Origin of the sequence: Pradoshia eiseniae (assembly GCF_002946355.1) — a bacterium.
Taxonomy (GTDB): domain Bacteria; phylum Bacillota; class Bacilli; order Bacillales; family Pradoshiaceae; genus Pradoshia; species Pradoshia eiseniae.
On sequence record NZ_PKOZ01000005.1, the window covers coordinates 36823 to 54671 of the forward strand.

At 41.6% G+C, this 17849-nt stretch carries 18 protein-coding genes; 10 read left to right on the forward strand and 8 right to left on the reverse strand.

Annotated features, from left to right (window positions below):
- Positions 1-159 precede the first annotated feature (159 nt).
- The 6 genes from CYL18_RS19385 to CYL18_RS10140 all read left to right on the forward strand — a co-directional run bounded on the left by CYL18_RS19385 (position 160) and on the right by CYL18_RS10140 (position 6715).
- Positions 160-546: a hypothetical protein gene (locus CYL18_RS19385; RefSeq protein ID WP_201741267.1), complete on the forward strand. Its 387-nt coding sequence runs from the start codon at positions 160-162 to the stop codon at positions 544-546.
- Positions 547-695: 149 nt separating this feature from the next.
- Positions 696-2147, forward strand: coding sequence for a hypothetical protein (locus tag CYL18_RS10120; protein ID WP_104849391.1), 1452 nt, complete (start codon positions 696-698; stop codon positions 2145-2147).
- Between the two features lie 111 nt (positions 2148-2258).
- Entirely contained in the window at positions 2259-3692 is a 1434-nt protein-coding gene (locus CYL18_RS10125; RefSeq protein ID WP_104849392.1) for a spore germination protein, read from the forward strand.
- On the forward strand, positions 3689-4798 hold the full coding sequence (locus CYL18_RS10130) for a GerAB/ArcD/ProY family transporter (protein WP_104849393.1): 1110 nt from the start codon (positions 3689-3691) through the stop codon (positions 4796-4798). Before CYL18_RS10125 ends, CYL18_RS10130 begins: the two co-directional genes overlap by 4 nt.
- Before the next feature lie 5 nt (positions 4799-4803).
- Positions 4804-5913 carry a Ger(x)C family spore germination protein gene (locus CYL18_RS10135; RefSeq protein WP_104849394.1) on the forward strand — a complete coding sequence of 370 codons (1110 nt, stop codon included), beginning with the start codon at positions 4804-4806 and terminating at the stop codon, positions 5911-5913.
- A 31-nt stretch (positions 5914-5944) separates the two neighbouring features.
- Entirely contained in the window at positions 5945-6715 is a 771-nt protein-coding gene (locus CYL18_RS10140) for a potassium channel family protein (protein ID WP_161497121.1), read from the forward strand.
- Here CYL18_RS10140 and CYL18_RS10145 read toward each other — a convergent pair.
- From CYL18_RS10145 to CYL18_RS10155, 3 genes are all read right to left on the reverse strand, one after another.
- Entirely contained in the window at positions 6712-7077 is a 366-nt protein-coding gene (locus CYL18_RS10145; RefSeq protein WP_161497122.1) for a YugN family protein, read from the reverse strand. The two genes, CYL18_RS10140 and CYL18_RS10145, sit on opposite strands and share 4 nt — an antisense overlap.
- A 201-nt stretch (positions 7078-7278) precedes the next feature.
- Positions 7279-8631, reverse strand: a complete 1353-nt coding sequence (locus tag CYL18_RS10150) for a glucose-6-phosphate isomerase (protein WP_104849397.1) — start codon at positions 8629-8631, stop codon at positions 7279-7281.
- A gap of 157 nt (positions 8632-8788) precedes the next feature.
- The gene (locus CYL18_RS10155) at positions 8789-9952 is read right to left on the reverse strand and encodes an iron-containing alcohol dehydrogenase (RefSeq protein ID WP_104849398.1); all 1164 of its coding nucleotides are present in this window, start codon (positions 9950-9952) and stop codon (positions 8789-8791) included.
- Between the two features lie 164 nt (positions 9953-10116).
- On the opposite strand from CYL18_RS10155, the gene CYL18_RS10160 reads away from it, so the two are divergent.
- Positions 10117-10344, forward strand: a complete 228-nt coding sequence (locus tag CYL18_RS10160; protein ID WP_104849399.1) for a DUF378 domain-containing protein — start codon at positions 10117-10119, stop codon at positions 10342-10344.
- A gap of 59 nt (positions 10345-10403) precedes the next feature.
- Here CYL18_RS10160 and CYL18_RS10165 read toward each other — a convergent pair whose 3' ends face one another.
- Both CYL18_RS10165 and yugI read right to left on the reverse strand, forming a co-directional pair.
- Positions 10404-11603: an ornithine--oxo-acid transaminase gene (locus CYL18_RS10165; RefSeq protein ID WP_104849400.1), complete on the reverse strand. Its 1200-nt coding sequence runs from the start codon at positions 11601-11603 to the stop codon at positions 10404-10406.
- A 236-nt stretch (positions 11604-11839) separates the two neighbouring features.
- The gene (gene yugI, locus CYL18_RS10170; RefSeq protein ID WP_104849401.1) at positions 11840-12244 is read right to left on the reverse strand and encodes a S1 domain-containing post-transcriptional regulator GSP13; all 405 of its coding nucleotides are present in this window, start codon (positions 12242-12244) and stop codon (positions 11840-11842) included.
- Positions 12245-12467: 223 nt separating this feature from the next.
- Between yugI and CYL18_RS10175 the strand changes: the two genes are divergently transcribed.
- Positions 12468-13805: a sodium-dependent transporter gene (locus CYL18_RS10175; RefSeq protein ID WP_104849402.1), complete on the forward strand. Its 1338-nt coding sequence runs from the start codon at positions 12468-12470 to the stop codon at positions 13803-13805.
- A gap of 68 nt (positions 13806-13873) precedes the next feature.
- Positions 13874-14230, forward strand: coding sequence for a helix-turn-helix domain-containing protein (locus CYL18_RS10180; RefSeq protein ID WP_104849403.1), 357 nt, complete (start codon positions 13874-13876; stop codon positions 14228-14230).
- Positions 14231-14281: 51 nt separating this feature from the next.
- Here CYL18_RS10180 and CYL18_RS10185 read toward each other — a convergent pair whose 3' ends face one another.
- Together CYL18_RS10185 and CYL18_RS10190 are read right to left on the reverse strand one after the other, a co-directional pair.
- Positions 14282-15448: an aminotransferase gene (locus CYL18_RS10185; RefSeq protein WP_104849404.1), complete on the reverse strand. Its 1167-nt coding sequence runs from the start codon at positions 15446-15448 to the stop codon at positions 14282-14284.
- Positions 15445-15945 (reverse strand): Lrp/AsnC family transcriptional regulator, encoded by a 501-nt coding sequence (locus CYL18_RS10190; RefSeq protein WP_104849405.1) that lies wholly within the window; start codon positions 15943-15945, stop codon positions 15445-15447. Before CYL18_RS10190 ends, CYL18_RS10185 begins: the two co-directional genes overlap by 4 nt.
- Before the next feature lie 195 nt (positions 15946-16140).
- On the opposite strand from CYL18_RS10190, the gene CYL18_RS10195 reads away from it, so the two are divergent.
- Entirely contained in the window at positions 16141-17304 is a 1164-nt protein-coding gene (locus CYL18_RS10195) for a MalY/PatB family protein (protein ID WP_104849406.1), read from the forward strand.
- 268 nt (positions 17305-17572) lie between these two features.
- Here the strand turns inward: CYL18_RS10195 and CYL18_RS10200 are convergent, their stop codons facing one another.
- Positions 17573-17779, reverse strand: a complete 207-nt coding sequence (locus CYL18_RS10200; protein ID WP_104849407.1) for a hypothetical protein — start codon at positions 17777-17779, stop codon at positions 17573-17575.
- Between the last annotated feature and the right edge of the window lie 70 nt (positions 17780-17849).

Here is a 17849-nt window from a genome sequence, read left to right on the forward strand (position 1 = left end):
GAGTCCCTTCTCGCCATTTTCCAGGCAGAAGGGACTTTTTTTCCTTAAGGGCAAGTCCTGAAGTAATCATTGGCGCCCAACTTCCTTTTGGCTAAGCTCTTTATTTACTGATAGGCATATACTGCACATGACTGAGAAATATAAGGAGTGGAATAGTAAATGCCTAATGGTATGCCAACACAACAACAGCAGTATGGAAATTATCCGCATGGATATGGACAGCAGCAAGGTTCTTTCGGGTATGGAAGCCCACAATACTTCGGAGGCCACGGTGGTTATGGCGGTTATGGTGGTTATGGTGGGCATGGCGGAGGCTATCCAGGCATGTTCCCGCCCATGCAGCACCCTCAACCCTATCATCAATTTCCGCAGCATGGTTCTGCTTCCCCATATAGCGGCGGATACGGAAACTTTTATGGTTTGCCGCTCGGAGGCTGGAGCGGACAGTATGCCAGCCAATTTGGCGGACCATTTTCCTCACCAGGTTATGGTTATGGGACACCGTTAACCTCTGACGCACGTGATGAATCCTATAGTTCATTTTAATAGTTTAGGCTGCCGGTTTCACGGCAGCCTTTTATCTCTTTAAACAGGTGAAATATTTCATTTAATGTAATATTTCATTCTTTTGGTTAACCTTCATTATTTATCGGGTAGTAAATAATGGTTACTCATTATAAAGGGGTAGATTATAAATGGAAGAGATTGAATTAAAGGAGAAGAAGGTAAGCCATGCCATCTTCCAATTCTTGTTCCCATTCTCACTTTTGGAAGGAAAAGAGGATGATACAGCAAACAAGCTAAAAGAAAATGGCTATGAATGGTTCAGGCTTGATAAGCTTGAGAAAGAAGATGACTATTATGGAAAATATGAAATTGACCATGAGGATTTAGAGAATTATTACCTGCCCTTTACGAATCGTATCTTGTTCCCAAAGAAAGAAGACGGGAAAGGATTTCAGCGGTATACAAAAGCACTGGGGATGAAAAGCACCTTTAAAGCTCCATCTTATTCCGCAGAATTTGTGATTCATTCCGTTGATATCTTTATTTGCCCCTATCAGATTGGTCTATTAAATGTGCGACTAGACCTCTTAAATGAAAGTGAGCTGACCTATTCAGAGATCCTCGACTTCGGGGCAAAATTCAGGATAATGGAAGAAAAGAATTCAATCACAAGTGTTTTATGCAATGGTCAGTCCTTTGAACATGTTCAGGAATATATATTTGAATGTGTCATCCCAGATATCAAAGAATATATGAGCTATAAATCAGAGAAGAGCGCCTATTTTGAATCCTTCCCTTTCTTTGAGGATAACCGCCTATATGTTCAGGCTCTAATCAGCCTTGATGATGATATTACAGAAGAGGATGTGTACCGCCTTGGCAATCTTGACGGTTTCTTCCAGGATAAGCCTTATATAAGTACACATAATAAAGAATTTGTCCACAGCTTCATCCAGGAGAAGGCCTATACACGATGGGCACCATATACGTATATCCTGCCTGAATCGAGCGGTTTTTTTATTTTAACAAAGCAGACAGGGACTGAACTCACAAGAATCGCCAATAGCTTTTATGGAGAGTTTTATTATGGATTAATCCTAACACTCTTCCATAAGATTGTTTTGCTGAAGCTTGAGAACAATTATTCAGAAATTCGGATTGAACAGGATACAAAAAAAGTCGAGAAACTGATCCATGCCATCAATGCCTTCTCCTCCAACTACTTTTTCTTTGAATTGGCAACCCAGTCAGAGGGAAGAGACATTTTCGTTAAGCTGCGGGATCGTTTTCGGGTCGAGCTGCTTTATGAGGATACACGCAACACGCTTGAAAGCCTCTACCAATACCAGGATAACTTTACTTCTAAGCAGAGCAGCTCCTTACTGCAGATTCTCACCCTCTATTCCGTCATCACAGGTATATTCGGCATGAACCTGATGGTCGAGAATTTAGACAAAGATATCAATTGGACAAGCGCATTTGGCTCTTTGAGCTTTTACGAATACATCGCCCTCTTTGTCATCGTTTCAGGGGTAGCCATTTCTGTTTTCCTGTCCATCCGCTATATTGCCATTTGGTATATGGACAAGCAGGAGAGAAAGAAATGGCGCAAGCAAATTGAATATCCCAACACGAAATAAGGACTTAAGAAACGGGGCAGCCACCATGATGGCTGCCCCGTTTCTTCTTGTATATTTTTCATTATGCAGCACATACTAATCCCCATTAATGGCGATAAGTGGTGATTTAAAATGAACTTTTCCAAATGGAACAAGAAACAGGAACCTACTCAAGATTTAACAAAAAATCCATCTGAAAAAATTGACGAAAATACAGCCTATCTAACCCAAGCATTCTCAGGCGCAACCGATTTGGTTGTACGCAAGTTTTCGGCATTTGATAAAACTTACTGTCTCGTATATATCAAAACGATTTGCGATGTGACAATACTTGAGAATTTTATCATTAAGCCACTATTGTTTAAGGATCATTTACATCCACAAGATTTGCCTGTTCCTGACATTAAACCGTTAGATTGCTGGAAAGATATCACTCAAAATTTAACGACTGGTCATTTCATTTTATTTCAAGAAGGAGATTCCGCTGCATACGCGGCCAATGCCTCTAATTTTGCTCATCGAAGCGTAGGAGAGTCTACCTCTGAGCAATCGATTAGAGGTTCTCATGAAGGATTTATTGAAAACTATGAAAGTAATCTCAGCCTAATGAGAACATACCTTCGTACGGAACAGTTTATCATGAAGGATATTATTATTGGAGAAGAATTGCCTATCAGAATGGGGATTGGCTACCTGGGCAATAAGGCGGATCCACTCGTTATCGAGAAAGTGAAAGAACGATTAAAATCCTTCCGTGTTGACGGGGCTATCACTGGAGGTAAACTCCAAGATCATCTTCAGGACAATAAGTATTCACCTTTCCCGCAATATCTGAGTACAGAACGTCCTAACCGTGTAGCAGAACATCTCTCTAATGGCGCAGTTGTTGTAATGGTAGATGGGAGCAGCACAGTTTACATTTTACCGACAACCTTTTTTGCCTTTTATCGTGCTCCCGAGGATATCCAAAGTCCGATATATATTTCCTATACTGATCAAGCATTACGGTTTCTCGCTCTATTTTTGACCATTGTACTGCCGCCTTTTTATATTGCCGTCGTATCCTTTAATTTCGAAATCATTCCGGATGCGCTAGTGGCTAACGTTAAGGGGGCCCTGCAAATCATCCCATTTAACCCGTTAATTGAGGCATTGATTATGCAAATAATACTGGAGTTATTAAAGGAAGCCGCAATCAGGCTCCCCCAATCCATTTCTCCTACCATTGGGGTTGTCGGGGCTTTAGTGATTGGGACGACCATTGTTCAGGCTAATCTTATTTCGAGTACAATGCTGATAGTTATTGCCTTAACAGCCATTTCTTCCTTTGTCATTCCTAATCATGAAATGACTCTCATTATCAGGATATTCAGCTTTCCACTCATGGTTTTATCCTATATTTTGGGTCTCATGGGCTTAACACTAGGAATAACCTTAATTATCATTCATCTTTGCACATTAAAATCCATGGGCCAGCCGTATTTGACGTCTTTGCTGCCTTATAGATTCTTTCGTTCAATGAAGTCAGCCTTGAAATTGAGTCTGCCGAATAAGAAGGAGGGATGATGATTACCATGCAAGTTAAAGATAAACCTATATCACCATTTCAGCTTTACTGTATAATCATTCTTTCAATAACGGGCATAATGATGTTTTCTCTTCCTTATATCGCGAATCTATATGGAAGAAATAACGCTTGGATATCAGTGATTATTCTATTAATTTCATTTCAATTAATGTGCTTTCTCATTATAGCCCTGCATAAGCGGTTTCCGGAGAAGGATTTATTTGCTATTGCGGAAATCGTAATGGGCAAAGTTATTGGTAAAATATTCAATACATTATTGTCCCTTTATTATCTCTTCATTGCTGTATACGTTTGCCTTTATGGATGCTTCTTAACAATGGAATGGATCTTGCCCTTAACACCGAAACCAGTTATCTACTTAATTCTGTTGATTCCCGCCTTATATCTGGCAATGGCACAATTGGATGCATTCGCTAGATATAACAGCATTGCTATTTTTATCACTATTATGCTTATCTTCGCCATTTGTTTTGCAATACCGGATATGAAATTTTCATACCTGCTGCCAGTCGGACAAGTTCCACTAGCAAAAATATTCAAAGGAGCTATTCACATTGCACCTATCTACAGTGGTGTTAATTGCATATTAATCTATTTGCCTAAGACAAGTGGCACTATCAAGGCAAAAGGGAAGGCCGTGTTTTATTCCCTATTAACGATTTCTTTTATTTATCTATTTATCGTATCAGCCTGTTTAGCGCTATTAGGGACACATGCTTTAGACATAGTCATTATGCCCGTATTATATCTCTTAAAAACGGTTACGATTTTTAGCTTTTTTGAACGGCTAGATATTTTTATGATTAGTGTATGGTTAATCCCATCTCTATCTGCTTTCGTCATATATATGCACTTGGCGTTTACCGGTCTAACGCAGGTTATTCAAAAGAAAAATAAAATGATATTATTATCTCTTTTTATTTTTGTCTTTCTGGGTTGCCTTGCTACACAATCTAAATTATCCATTTACTCACTTCACGAGGGCAGGAGCCTTATGCTCCCTTATAATTGTATAGCTATGTTTGGCGTAACTCCCATACTGCTGATCCTTGCTGTGATTAGGAAAAAAAACATTAGTAGGTGAAAGTCATGAAGCTAGTAAAAATCCTATGTCTCTTTTCTCTCCTTATACCAACGGCTGGCTGCTGGGATCAGAGTTTCCTTAAACAACAAAGCCTCGCCTTCAGTATAGGCTATGATGCTCATGGAGATAAACTAAAATCCTTATCTACTGTACGTACACTAAAGCCCACTGGCGGCGGTCAGACAGAACCTTTTAATAATTCCTATGAGGTAACTGGTGTAACTCCTCTTGATGTGCGAGCTGCTTTGAACGAAATAACACCTGGCACTTACTCTATGGGTAAGCTTAGAGTGATTTTAATCGGGGAAGAATTAGCTAAGAAAGATATTTATCCGCTCTTTGATTTATATTTCCGCGAAGCACGCAGCAATATCAATACGAAGGTCATCATTACAAAAGGAAAATCTGTTGATTTCCTTAAGAATGGATACATCCAAGGAAACTTAATCACCGATGCAATCAATGAATTGCTCCTTAGCGGTGAAAAAGAATCTCTTATTCCTAAACCTACAGTAGGTAACCTGCTTTCCACAATGTTTGATCCAGGCCAAGATATCACTCTTCCTCTCCTTGAACAGGTACAAAAGGGAGACTTGAAACTTAAAGGAATCGCTCTGTTTAACAAACGTAAATTTACTGGGAAGTCCTTAATAGGAGAGAAGGCATCCCTCTTGCTGCTTATGAAGAATAAAGGCGGCAAAACTGCACAATTTTCAGTAGTTGATAAGGGGGCTAAAAATACACTTAATAAAAAAATAACCATTATTACAAATAAATCCAAATCTAAAATCAGGCTAAAATGGGATTCAGGGAAACCGATTTATACCATTGATTTGAAATTAAATGTATTTATCTCGGAATATACAAAAGGGATTCTAAACAAAAGAGATGTGGATAAATTGGCTGCATTCTTATCTAAAAAGATGACTAATATGGCCGAGGAAGTCACAAAAACACTGAATGAAAGCAATAGCGATGCTTTAGGTCTCGGCCATATTATGCAGGTTCAAAATCCAGAGAAATTTAAAGGCTATGATTGGGATAAGGATTTTAAAGATATTAAGGTCGTTCCGAAAGTAAAAGTTCATATTATCAGTAATGGTATCTTATATTAAAACCAGGCATACCCAAAAGGAGATGACGGCGTTGGGGACGATTCATTATCTATTTAATAGGCTTCACATTTTGATAAGGCTTATCATTGTTGTTCTCCTATTAGTTTTTGTCTTTGGCTGCCTGATTCATCTCATAGAGCCTGGCACATTCCACACAATCGGAGAAGGAGTTTGGTGGGCGATTCAAACGATGGCAACAGTTGGGTATGGAGACATTGTACCCACGAGCACTTTTGGGAGGGCAGTCGCCTTCTTCGCCATCTTGTTAGGAGGAGGTTTTGTCGCCTATTACTTCACCTCCATGGCTTCTTATATGATACGTACACAAACAAGCCTTACACTTGGAACAGAAGCCTATAAAGGAGACGGTCATATCATTTTAATCGGATATAATGAACGGTCAAAAAAAATCATCCATTCGTTAGAAGCATATCCACACATCCCGATTGTCCTTGTGGATGCAACTCTTAAGGAGCATCCCCTCCCTCATTCTGATCTCTTTTTTATCCGCGGTGACAGCACAAGGGAGGAAATCTGGATACAAGCCAATGTAACTAAATCCAGGCTTGTCGTCATCACTGCAGACCCTTCTAAAACAGAGAAGGATTCGGATATGACTGTCATCACATCTTTATTAGCCGTTAAGGGGGTTTATCAATCTGCTTATTGTATTAGTGAAATCTTAACACCTTCACATGTGCAGAACGCATTGCGAGCAGGTGCATCAGCTATAATCAAAACAAATGATTTGGTCGGCATGGCGTTCATTGACGTGATTACCAATCAGATTGAAGTCCCTTAGCTTCCTAAGAGGGCTTCTTCCGCTTGCTCAAGCAGCTCCATCCCTCTATTGATATAGCTTGCCGGTATCCCACGCTCATCCTCATCTACCCTTGAGCATGCCAGCCCCATCCTGTCATAAACCGATAGAAGATATGGATTCCCCATCCTGATAATCCCATTCTTGTCCTCAATCGATCCTTTGCATGCATAGAAAGGAATACGCAAATAATTGGTTCTTGTTGAGTCATCAAGCAGATAATCGAAATAGCCCATCTCATAATCCCAATTTCCGCCGACGATATATCCCCGTGAGCTAAGCTGGCTGCGAGCGTGCAAATAGGCAACAACGGTATTTTTCAATCTTGATGGAAGAATAATCATATGTAGCCCCCCTGGATATTTACTGTATCCATATCGTCCTCCACCTGGCCTGTAGGTATGTATGGTAAAACTATGTCGATGTCTAAAAATGCAGCCGCTTCCTATCATAATGGCACTATGCAGTTTTTTAGCAAAATAAATAGGGATAGAATAAAATGCTTACATGCATGTTTATTCCATCCCTATGATATGTCTTACGATTTATTTTTCCAGTCGTTTTTCGAGCTCTGCTTTTTTCTCTTCAAAGCCTTTTTTGCCCAATAATGCGAACATATTTACTTTGTAAGCTTCTACACCTGGCTGGTCAAATGGATTTACGCCCATTAAGTAGCAGCTCATGGCGCATGCTTTTTCGAAGAAATAAACTAAATAGCCGAATGTGTATTCATCCAAGGCTGGAATACTGACCACCAGGTTCGGCACTCCGCCATCTGTATGAGCAAGCAATGTGCCCTCAAATGCTTTATTATTGACGAAATCAACAGTCTGGCCCGCCAAATAATTCAGATTATCCAGGTCATTATCTGCTTCTTCAAGAATCAATTCATGACGTGGAGATTCCACCTTAATAACCGTCTCGAAGATGTCACGACGCCCTTCTTGCACATATTGGCCTAAAGAGTGAAGGTCTGTTGAGAAGTTCGCTGATGATGGATAAACCCCTTTTTGGTCTTTCCCTTCACTTTCACCGAATAACTGCTTCCACCACTCGGAAAAGTATTGAAGGGATGGCTCATAGTTAATGAGCATTTCAATTGTTTTGCCTTTGCGATAGAGAAGGTTACGAACAGCTGCATATTGATATGCCTCATTGTTCTCAAGCTCAGATTCAGAATAGTCTTTCTCCGCCTGCTGCGCCCCCTTCATGATGGCATCAATATCAGCACCGCTGGCTGCAATCGGAAGCAAACCAACTGCCGTTAAGACAGAGTATCTGCCGCCTACATCATCAGGGATGACGAATGTTTCAAACCCTTCTTCATCTGCCACGGTTTTCAATGCGCCGCGTGCTTTATCTGTAGTCGCATAAATCCGCTTTTTCGCCTCTTCTTTTCCGTACTTTTCTTCTAGTACTTTACGGAAAATACGGAAGGCAATCGCCGGCTCAGTTGTTGTACCGGATTTAGAGATGACATTGATGGAGAAATCTTTACCTTCCAATAAATCCATAATATCTCTCATATATGTAGAACTGATGTTGTTCCCTGCAAATATGATTTGCGGGGCATTGCGCTTTTCTTTTGGAAGTAAGTTATAGAAACTGTGCTGAAGCATCTCGATAGCTGCTCTTGCACCAAGATAAGAACCGCCAATACCGATAACCAAAAGGATGTCAGAATCATTTTTGATTTTCTCAGCAGATTTCTTGATACGGGAGAATTCTTCCTTATCATAATCTGAAGGCAAGGAAAGCCAACCGAGATAGTCACTGCCGGCACCTGTCTTCTCGTGGATTGTATGGTGCAATTGTTTCACAGTATCTTTCAAATACGTCACTTCATGCTCTTGGAAAAAAGATAATGCCTTGGAATAATCAAATTTAATATGAGTCATTGCTAGGCCTCCATTTAGTTTACTCATAAAACACTTTACAGAATCCATTTCTGATAATCAAGTTAGGGATGGAACAAAAAGAGGAGATAACAGCTTTAAAGGAGAGAAAACAGCTTTTTCAAGCCGTTCCCCCTCCATTTGGATAATCCCTCCACTATTAGAGAGATGCACGTAAGATTGCTAAGACATCCTCTTTCTTCAATTTCTTGAAATTGCCGAATTCGCCATTTGCCATGGCTTTATCGGCCATCAAGTCAAGATTACGATCATCTATATCATAATCAGCCAAGCGGGATGGTGCCCCAAGGCTTGTCCAGAAATAGCGGATATTGCGAATACAATCCTTGGCAATCTCCTCATCCGTTTTGCCTGCAGGATCTACATCAAATACTTCTACCCCTAAGCGGACAAATTTTTGAAGATTCTCATTCATGCAATGCTCCATCCAGTTCGGGAAGATAATCGCAAGCCCTCCCGCATGCGGAATGTCATATACGGCTGAAACGGCATGTTCAATATTATGGGTGGCCCAATCGCCGCGGATTCCCACACTCAAGGTACCATTTAGTGCAACGGTGCCGCAGTACAAAATGGTCTCCCTCAATTCATAATTCTCTAAATCCTGTAGCAGTTTTGGAGCGGTTTCCATGACTGTCTTTAGAACCGATTCACACATCTTATCTTGCAGAGGAGTGTTCTCATTATGATTGAAATACGTTTCAAGCACATGAGACATCATATCCACAATCCCGTATATCGTCTGATTCTTAGGTACAGTAAATGTGTTAACAGGATCAAGGATAGAGAATTGAGGATATGTATAGGCAGAACCCCAGCCATACTTTTCCTTCGTCTCCCAATTGGTAATGACACTGCCAGCATTCATCTCTGAACCAGTCGCTGCAATCGTCAATATTGTCCCAAACGGAAGAGCTGCTTCCACAGGAGCCTTCTTCGTAATCAAATCCCAGGCATCTCCATCATATAGAGCTCCTGCCGCTATTGCCTTTGTACAGTCAATAACACTTCCTCCCCCAATGGCAAGGATAAATTCAATTCCTTCACTTCGGCAAATTTCTACACCCTTTTGAACCGTACTAAGTCGAGGATTCGGTTCAACGCCTTGTAATTCGTGATAATGGAGACCCCTCTTTTCAACCTGGGCGAGGACACGGTCATATAAACCGTTCTTCTTAATGCTTCCCCCGCCATAAACCAAGAGAATCCGCTCCACCTTCGCCGGAATCAGGTCGGCTAATTGTTCAACTGTGTCTTTTCCAAAAACAAGCTTGGTTGGATTATAATAAGCAAAATTTTGCATGATGACACTCCTTTTGTATGGACAGCCCAAAACAAATTTGAGCAATCTTGATATTTATTGTATCAATTCCTCTTTTTCAATTGAAAGAAACATAAAACATGCATAAGTTTCAATAAGATAATCCATTCTATATATGTAAGATTCACCTTCAAGGAGGAATTGAAATGAGTTGGATTCAACGTACTGCACTATTATTAACCATCATTGGTGCAATCAACTGGGGACTAATTGGATTTTTCCAATTTGATTTAGTGGCAACCGTATTTGGCGGCGGAAGCCAAGCTGGCGGATTTGCCCGCGTTATTTATGCCCTCGTTGGAATTGCCGGACTGATTAATCTCGGCCTCCTCTTTAAACCGAGTGAAGAAGTCAGCACACAGCGTGTGTCCTAAATAAAGTAAGTAGCAGAAGCCCATCCTCTCTTGGTGGATGGGCTTCTTCATTGTTTAATTCATGAAGAAAAGACATGTTTGATTTTGTCGATGGCCCAATCAAGATCTTCCTTTGAAATGATGAGCGGCGGAGCAAATCGAATCACGGTGTCATGTGTTTCCTTACATAATAATCCTTCCTTTTGCAATCTTTCGCAGTAAGGACGAGCTTCACCATGTAATTCCATTCCGATAAATAATCCTTTGCCGCGGACCTCCTTAATGATTGGATTAACTATCTTCCCGAGCTCCTCTCTGAAATAATCACCAAGCTGGAGCGAGCGGTCAGCAAGACGTTCATCGACAATAACATCAAGCGCCTCACATGAAACAGCGCAAGCGAGCGGATTTCCTCCGAAGGTTGAGCCGTGTGAACCCGGATTAAAGACATCCAAGATATCATGGTTGGCTGCAATACAGGAAATTGGGAACACGCCTCCCCCAAGAGCCTTCCCTAATATGTAGATATCCGGAACGACATTTTCCCATTCACAGGCAAACATCTTGCCTGTTCGTCCTAACCCAACCTGAATTTCATCTGCGATATACAAAACATTATTTTTTTTGCAAAGCTCATAAGCTTCTTTCATAAATCCATCAGGAGGAATATTAATACCGGCCTCCCCTTGAATTGGCTCAAACAGGAAAGCGGCCGTATTCGGTGTGATAGCCTCCTCAAGTGCTTTAATATCACCAAACGGGATTAGCTTAATTCCAGGCAGCATTGGCCCAAATCCGCGTTTATACTCTTCTTCAGAGGATAAAGAAACTGCTAGCATTGTTCTTCCGTGAAAATTGCCTGTACAGGCAATCACTTCTGCCTTGCCAGCCTCCACCCCTTTCACATCGTATGCCCATCTCCTGGCTGCCTTAAAGGCAGTCTCTACTGCTTCTGCCCCCGTGTTCATTGGCAGAGCTTTTTCTTTCCCTGTGATTTGGCATATCTTTTCATACCAGGGCCCGAGCTGGTCATTATGAAAAGCACGGGATGTCAATGTAACACGGTCAGCCTGATCCTTGAGTGCTTGGATGATCCTGGGATGTCTATGTCCTTGATTGACAGCCGAATAGGCACTCAGCATATCCATATAGCGGTTTCCTTCAGGATCATGGATCCAAACGCCCTCCGCTTCTGAAACAACGATTGGCAAAGGATTATAATTCCGAGCTCCATACTTTTCTGTTTGTTCAATCAACTTACTGGATTCAGATGTTTTCATTGCAAAATCCTCCAATCATAACAGTACTCTATTTCATCATACGCCTTTATGTTCATTCTTTCACGTTTAATGAATTGACCAATTCTAAATATAATAAATATTCAGCCTACAATGTTATTATCTCCCATTCCACTCTATATTCCTAATGTTTTTTAATACTGTTTGATTATTGAATTGCTTTTTAAAGGCAAAAAAAACAGTCCTGGGTTTGTACCCTTGGACTGTTTCGCATTCCATTACTTCTTGATTAAGTCTTCACGCTTAGATTGTTCAATCCACTCTTCAAGCTTGTCCTTTAACGTATTGAAGCCTTGTGGAGTTTCTGCCGGAGGTGTCTTCATCGTTTGCTGCGGTGCTTTTTTCCTCGGCTTGCGTCCTTCTGTTTTTTCTGCCGGCGCCTCTTCAGTTGCACGAATAGATAGGGCAATTTTGCCTGCTCCTTCATCCACTGATAAAACCTTTACGTTTACTTCATCCCCAACTTTAAGGATGTCATTGATATCCTTTACGAAACCATGAGTAATTTCAGATATATGAACAAGTCCTTGTGTGGATTCATCCAATGATACGAAAGCACCGTATGGTTGAATTCCCGTTACTTTACCTGTCAAAACTTGTCCTGCTTCATATTTTGCAGTCATAATAACACTCCCAACAATGTATTTAATCCTCGTTATAATACGCAATATAAAATTATATCATAAAATTTAGCCAATATCAAAAATCACCCGAGTTGTAAGATTCATTCCCCTTTTTCACTGTTTTAAACATGGCAAATAATCATTTATCTTTCCCAAACAGGAACACTTCATGCTAGGATAAAACAATTAAAGATCTATTTTAAATTATTGAGGTGTAGTTCTTATGCAAAAACATGAACAATGGTCATCCAGGATTGGATTCATTCTGGCGGCAGCCGGTTCGGCCATCGGTCTTGGGGCCATATGGAAATTCCCCTATATGGCTGGCGAAAATGGCGGTGGCGCCTTTCTTATTCTCTTCATTGTCTTTACGCTATTAATTGGTGCACCAATCCTAATGTCTGAGTTTATCATCGGGCGGCATGCCAAAAAGGATGCCATCCGTGCCTATACGGCCATTTCCCCCAAGCGGGGCTGGAAGCTCCTTGGAATAGGCGGAGTGGCTGCTTCCTTATTGCTCTTATCATTTTACAGTGTTGTCGGCGGCTGGATTCTCTCCTATTTAGGCAGGGCTCTGTTTGGCATGGTGACAGCAAATGGACAATTTGAACAGCTATTTGCCCAAATCATCGAAAACCCCATCGAATCCTTGGTCGCTCAAATCATCTTCATGATTTTAACCATCCTTGTCGTCCAAGGCGGGATTCATAAAGGGATTGAACGGGCGAGCAAGGTCATGATGCCAGCCCTATTTTTGTTGTTCCTTATGCTTGCCATTCGCTCCCTTACATTAGATGGAGCAATGGAGGGGGTGAAGTTCCTTCTTCAGCCCGATTTTGGGAAATTATCGACTGAATCCTTGCTAGAAGCCTTGGGTCAAGCCTTCTTTGCCTTAAGTGTTGGACTCTCTGTGATGGTTACCTATGCTTCCTACTTGAATGATTCGGAGGATTTAAGTCGTTCTGCCCTATCGGTTGTAGGATTGAATATTATTATTTCAATCTTGGCTGGACTTGTAATTTTCCCAGCTGTGTTTGCTCTTGGCTTTGATCCTACTTCTGGTCCTGGGCTTGTCTTTGTCGTCTTACCTGCCGTCTTTAACGAATTGGCGTTTGGGGGAGTTTTCTTCTTCATTTTTATGATACTGCTGCTGTTCGCGACTTTAACTTCGGCTTTCTCTATTCTCGAGATCACTGTATCTGTCATTTCACGTGAGAACCCTTCAAGACGAAAGCGCTCGACCTGGATTGCTGGATTTGTCACCTTCCTTGTCGGAATTCCTAGTGCCCTTTCGTTCGGAATATTGAGTGACTTCACTCTTTTTGGGAAAACAATCTTTGATTTAGCTGATTATATTACATCAAATCTCGCACTGCCACTTGGCTCTTTATTCATTTCCCTCTTTGTCGGATATGCCATGGATCGAAAAGCCATTTATAACGAACTGCAAAAAGGATCAGCGATTTCAGTTTCATTTTTTAAAGCCTGGTATTTCACCGTCCGCTATCTTTGCCCAATCGCAATTCTTGCAGTTTTATTTTATTCAGTCGGATTATTGTAACAATTAACAAGCATTCTACCTGCATAATAATGGTAAAATAAAAGAAAAGAGCTTAGGAGGGATTGAATATGTCAATCGGTGAAAACATACGTGCACACCGGCTGGAAAAGGGGCTCAGTCAAGAGGAGCTGGCCATGCGTTCCCGAATCGGCACCCATAAGCTAGAGAAGATTGAAACAAATGAACTGATTCCCAACCTTCAAGTAATCTTAAACCTGTCATCCGCGCTTGAATGCCCAGCTTCTGAATTGATTGAACAGATATCCTCGTCAACAGGTCCCTGTCAGATGGATGATGAATTACAAACCCTTATTCAACAGATGGGGCAAAAAAAGGCAAAGCTCATCCTAAGAAATACGCAAAATATCGAAGAAGCCGATTTTTTGCGCATGATTCAAATGCTCTCTGATCCAGTGAATAATTAAGAAAAAAACGGCCATGAGGTTCATTTTGAACCGCATGGCCATTCTTTATGGTTACGTCGTTTTCTTAATAAAGCGCTCGATACGAGTTACCGCCTCACGCAATTGATCCATGGATGTTGCATATGAACAGCGGATATGCCCCTCTCCGCCGAGTCCAAAAACATCACCCGGCACAACCGCTACCTTCTCCTCCAGCAAAAGCCTCTCGGCAAACTCCTCTGAAGTCATCCCCGTACTCTCAATGGATGGGAATGCATAGAAGGCTCCGCCAGGCTTATGACAAGTAAGCCCAATCTCATTGAAGGATTCAACCAGATAATTCCGTCTATGCAAATAGCTTCTTCGCATGTCCTCCACATAATCAAAGCCATAGCGGAGCGCTTCAAGGGCTGCGTGCTGTGCTGCGGTTGGAGCACACATGATGGCGTATTGATGAATCTTCAGCATGGCTGCGCTGATTTCCTCATTCGCACAGACAAATCCTAGACGCCAGCCAGTCATGGCAAACCCTTTAGAGAAACCGGAAATAAGAATCGTCCGGTCTATCATCCCTTCAATCGAGGCAAAGCTTGTATAATCATCATCATACACAAGTTCAGCATATATCTCGTCAGACAGGACAACTAAATCATGCTTAATAGCAATCTTGGCGAGCGCCTCCAGATCATCCTTGGAAAGCTGACTGCCAGTCGGGTTATTCGGCGAACAAATCATGATCGCCTTTGTATTTGGCGTGACAGCTGCCTCCAGCTGCTGCGGCAACAGTTTGAAATCCGATTCCTTCGTTGTCCCAACCGATACTGCTTTCCCGCCTGCCATCACCACGAGCGGTGCATAAGAGACAAAACAAGGCTCCACAACAATCACTTCTTCACCAGGGTTCAAAATGGCCCTAAGAGCAATATCAATCGCTTGGCTCGCCCCGACTGTCACAATGATCTGTTTGTCAGGCGCATAATTAACATGGAAGCGCCTGCTCATATAGGAAGCAATCTCTTCCCTCAATTGTATCAATCCCGCATTAGCCGTATAAGAGGTGTAGCCTTCCTCAAGTGAATTGATGGCTGCTTCACGATAGCGCCACGGAGTGACAAAGTCAGGCTCCCCCACACCAAGAGAAACAACCCCTTCAACACCAGATGCCAAATCAAAAAACTTACGAATGCCGGAAGGCTTCATGTTGCGCGCAGTGTCTGATACATAATTCGTTTTAATCATGGTGATACCACTATCCTTTTATCTTCTTCCGGAGGGGAAAACACGGTTCCATCATGCTTATATTTCTTAAGGATAAAATGAGTAGTCGTCGAAATAACGGAATCAAGCGTTGACAGTTTATCTGACACAAATCGGGCTACCTCATTCATGGACTTCCCTTCAATCACGACAGATAAATCATAGGCGCCTGACATTAAATAGACTGACGACACTTCCTCATAACGGTAAATCCGTTTCGCCGTTTCATCAAATCCAACGCCTCTTTTCGGTGTTACCTTCACATCAATCATGGCTGTCACGCCCTCATGCTCCTCCACCTTTGACCAGTCCACAAGGGCTGCATAACGGACAATTATATTGGAATCCTCCAGTTTCTTCAGTGTCACTTCCACATCCGAAACCGTGAGGCTTGTCATTTTCGCTATATCGTCAACAGAGATCCTCGCATTTTCTTCCACAATCTTCATAATTTCGATTTCTTTATCAGTAAGGTGCATTGACCCCACCTCCATTTTCTAATTGACTGAAAATTTAGTCTAAACTTTTTATATTATATCATTCATAGCATTAATTAGGTAAGAAATTCAATCAATATACTATATAGTCAGATTGTTAATTACAGGCAACATCTTTCAGGCTCTATATTTTAGTATGCTAAAATAGACAGATAGTAGATGGATGGAGGGAATAGTATGGACAATTCGAATATAAATTTCATTGAACGAAGAGGAACTGGCTCACTGAAGTGGGACCACGCCGATGTCTTATTCAATGGAGAAGGTCTATTGCCGATGTGGGTAGCGGATATGGACCTTGGTGTACCCCATCAAGTTCAGGAAGCATTGATTGAACGAGTGAACCATCCCATATTTGGGTATGCCCGCCCGCATGATTCATTGTATGATGCCGTCATCAATTGGATGAAGGATAAGCATAATTGGACCATAAATAAGGATCAAGTCTTTTTCAGCTCTGGGGTGGTACCTTCTATTGCGGCAGCTATTAATGCATTCACAGAACCAGGAGATAAGGTCATGATTCAATCACCTGTCTATGCTCCCTTTTACAGCTGCATTAACGAGAACAACCGGACGCTGGTCGATAATCCGCTCATCATTAGGGATAACCGCCTCGAAATTAATTACGAAGACTTTGAGAATAAATTAAAAGATGGCGTCAAGCTCTTTATCCTATGCAGCCCTCATAATCCTGGCGGGATGGTTTGGAGCAAGGCTGATATTACCCGCATGGCTGAATTATGTAAAGAATATGATGTCCTAATCATCTCTGATGAAATCCATGCTGATTTAAATTTATATGGGAATGAGCATACACCAATCGCGAAATTAAATCCGAACTCCATCACGCTTATGGCGCCAAGTAAAACGTTCAATATCGCAGGTCTGCAAGCATCGCTTGCCATCGCTGAAAATCCGGAAATCATGAAGAAACTGACCGGACAATTCCTAAAGCAAGGATTCTACGGCCTCAATGTTTTAGCCTACCCAGCGATGGAAGCCGCTTATACATATGGTGCCGATTGGCTTAAGGAGGCTGTTTCTGTCATCGAAGACAATGTCGAGCTTGTAACCAGCTTCATTAACGACAAACTGCCTGTCGTAAAGGTTATCAAACCTGAGGCATCCTTCCTCGTTTGGATTGACTTGCGCGGACTCGACATTACCGATAGTGAAATAACCAAACGCCTCATCCAAAAGGGGAGGATTGCTCTTGAACCCGGGGCAAAATTCGGCAAAGCCGGCAGCGGATTTGTACGTATGAATATTGGCTGCAGTCCAGAGACAGTCAAGGAAGGACTTAACCGACTATACACTGCCTTTGATGATTTAATTTAATAGCTTAATCTCCAGGATGAAGAGCCTGTATATTGCTTTTCATCCTGTATTTATTAAAAAGCATTTTTTGAGCTGTTTTTTAGAGAAAACGAAGGGCAAGCGCCTAGATTAAAGAGCGATCCAACTACACTATAGGCGGTTCTTTATGGGGGTGGCCATTTTTTAGATGCGTGACCTTCTGAGGAAGTGTTCCGTCAAACGAAAAGGCTGTCCCTTTTAGACCAGCCCCATCACTAAAAAAGCTGCACTCCCAGAGTGCAGCAAATCTTTAGTCAATAATGTTTTTCTTTCTCAGCTGCTCCTCAAATTCCTTCGCCTTTTGTACTTCCTTGCGATTGTACACAATGATGAACCTCATCGCCAATACAGTGAAAATAAGAAAAATCGCCATCGTCAGGCCAGCCGGAATATATTCACGCTTATCCTCAGGAAAATATAAAAATAAGCCCATGATAAAGAAGATGGATTGCGGCATAAAATCGAATACCCCCCTTTGCCCAAAGGAAACATTTGTATGTTACACCACATTATAACACTTGTTCATA

What these genes read in the sequence shown, in the direction of transcription:
- CYL18_RS19385 (WP_201741267.1), top strand. Translation starts at nt 160, where the DNA reads ATGCCTAATGGTATGCCAACACAACAACAGCAGTATGGAAATTATCCG.
- CYL18_RS10120 (WP_104849391.1), top strand. Translation starts at nt 696, where the DNA reads ATGGAAGAGATTGAATTAAAGGAGAAGAAGGTAAGCCATGCCATCTTC.
- CYL18_RS10125 (WP_104849392.1), top strand. Translation starts at nt 2,259, where the DNA reads ATGAACTTTTCCAAATGGAACAAGAAACAGGAACCTACTCAAGATTTA.
- CYL18_RS10130 (WP_104849393.1), top strand. Translation starts at nt 3,689, where the DNA reads ATGATGATTACCATGCAAGTTAAAGATAAACCTATATCACCATTTCAG.
- CYL18_RS10135 (WP_104849394.1), top strand. Translation starts at nt 4,804, where the DNA reads ATGAAGCTAGTAAAAATCCTATGTCTCTTTTCTCTCCTTATACCAACG.
- CYL18_RS10145 (WP_161497122.1), bottom strand. Translation starts at nt 7,077, where the DNA reads ATGATTATTCTTCCATCAAGATTGAAAAATACCGTTGTTGCCTATTTG.
- CYL18_RS10150 (WP_104849397.1), bottom strand. Translation starts at nt 8,631, where the DNA reads ATGACTCATATTAAATTTGATTATTCCAAGGCATTATCTTTTTTCCAA.
- CYL18_RS10155 (WP_104849398.1), bottom strand. Translation starts at nt 9,952, where the DNA reads ATGCAAAATTTTGCTTATTATAATCCAACCAAGCTTGTTTTTGGAAAA.
- CYL18_RS10160 (WP_104849399.1), top strand. Translation starts at nt 10,117, where the DNA reads ATGAGTTGGATTCAACGTACTGCACTATTATTAACCATCATTGGTGCA.
- CYL18_RS10165 (WP_104849400.1), bottom strand. Translation starts at nt 11,603, where the DNA reads ATGAAAACATCTGAATCCAGTAAGTTGATTGAACAAACAGAAAAGTAT.
- yugI (WP_104849401.1), bottom strand. Translation starts at nt 12,244, where the DNA reads ATGACTGCAAAATATGAAGCAGGACAAGTTTTGACAGGTAAAGTAACG.
- CYL18_RS10175 (WP_104849402.1), top strand. Translation starts at nt 12,468, where the DNA reads ATGCAAAAACATGAACAATGGTCATCCAGGATTGGATTCATTCTGGCG.
- CYL18_RS10180 (WP_104849403.1), top strand. Translation starts at nt 13,874, where the DNA reads ATGTCAATCGGTGAAAACATACGTGCACACCGGCTGGAAAAGGGGCTC.
- CYL18_RS10185 (WP_104849404.1), bottom strand. Translation starts at nt 15,448, where the DNA reads ATGATTAAAACGAATTATGTATCAGACACTGCGCGCAACATGAAGCCT.
- CYL18_RS10190 (WP_104849405.1), bottom strand. Translation starts at nt 15,945, where the DNA reads ATGCACCTTACTGATAAAGAAATCGAAATTATGAAGATTGTGGAAGAA.
- CYL18_RS10195 (WP_104849406.1), top strand. Translation starts at nt 16,141, where the DNA reads ATGGACAATTCGAATATAAATTTCATTGAACGAAGAGGAACTGGCTCA.
- CYL18_RS10200 (WP_104849407.1), bottom strand. Translation starts at nt 17,779, where the DNA reads ATGCCGCAATCCATCTTCTTTATCATGGGCTTATTTTTATATTTTCCT.